The sequence below is a fragment of the Hymenobacter agri genome (assembly GCF_054778495.1).
Genome location: NZ_BAAGZM010001177.1, coordinates 1 through 689 on the forward strand (window position 1 = coordinate 1; position 689 = coordinate 689).

Consider the following 689-nt stretch of genomic DNA (forward strand, 5'->3'; position numbering starts at 1 on the left):
CTGCAGCGCCTGCTGGCCGCCAGCCGCCCCGATACCACCCGGGTTGAGTACCTGATTCAGCTGGCCTGGGACCGCACCGACGACCACCCGCTGGCCGCCATCGGCTACGGCCGCCAGAGCCTGGCCCTGGCCCGGCAGCTGCATTTTGCTACCGGCGAGTGCCGCTCGCTGCTGATGCTGGGCTGGGCCTTTATGCGGGCCGGCAACTACCCCACGGCGGTGCAAACTCAGCTGCAGGCCCGCCGGCTGGCCGAGCGGGTGGGCTTTGCGGGCGGCATCATCCATGCCGATAACGCCATTGGCTACGCCTACGCCGAGCAAGGCAACTACCCGGCGGCCCTGCGCTACTACCTGCGAGCTACAAAGCTGGCTCGCCAGCGGCGCGACTTTCTATTGCTCACGCCCATTTTGGGCAATATCGGCCAAGCCTGGCTGAACCTGGGCCGTCCGGACTCGGCCCGGCGCTACCTGCGCGAAGGCTACGAGTTCGACCTGCGGTTCCGCGACCGGCACAGCGAAATCGGTGATTTATCCCTACTCGGCGATGTGGAAGCCGGCAGTGGGCACCCCGCGCAGGCCCGCGCCTACTACCTGCAAACCATCGAGCGGGCCCGTAGCATGCCCGTGTCGTACGCCCTGTGCCGCGCCTACCTGGGGCTGGCCCGGCTGGAAGCCGCCGCGCATCAGCC

Annotated in this window: 1 protein-coding gene; it reads left to right on the top strand. The window is 68.5% G+C overall.

Translation table 11 applies throughout. The features are described 5' to 3' along the window. On the top strand, positions 1-689 hold a 689-nt coding region (locus tag ACYVDE_RS25190; protein WP_460504255.1), incomplete at both ends, for a tetratricopeptide repeat protein.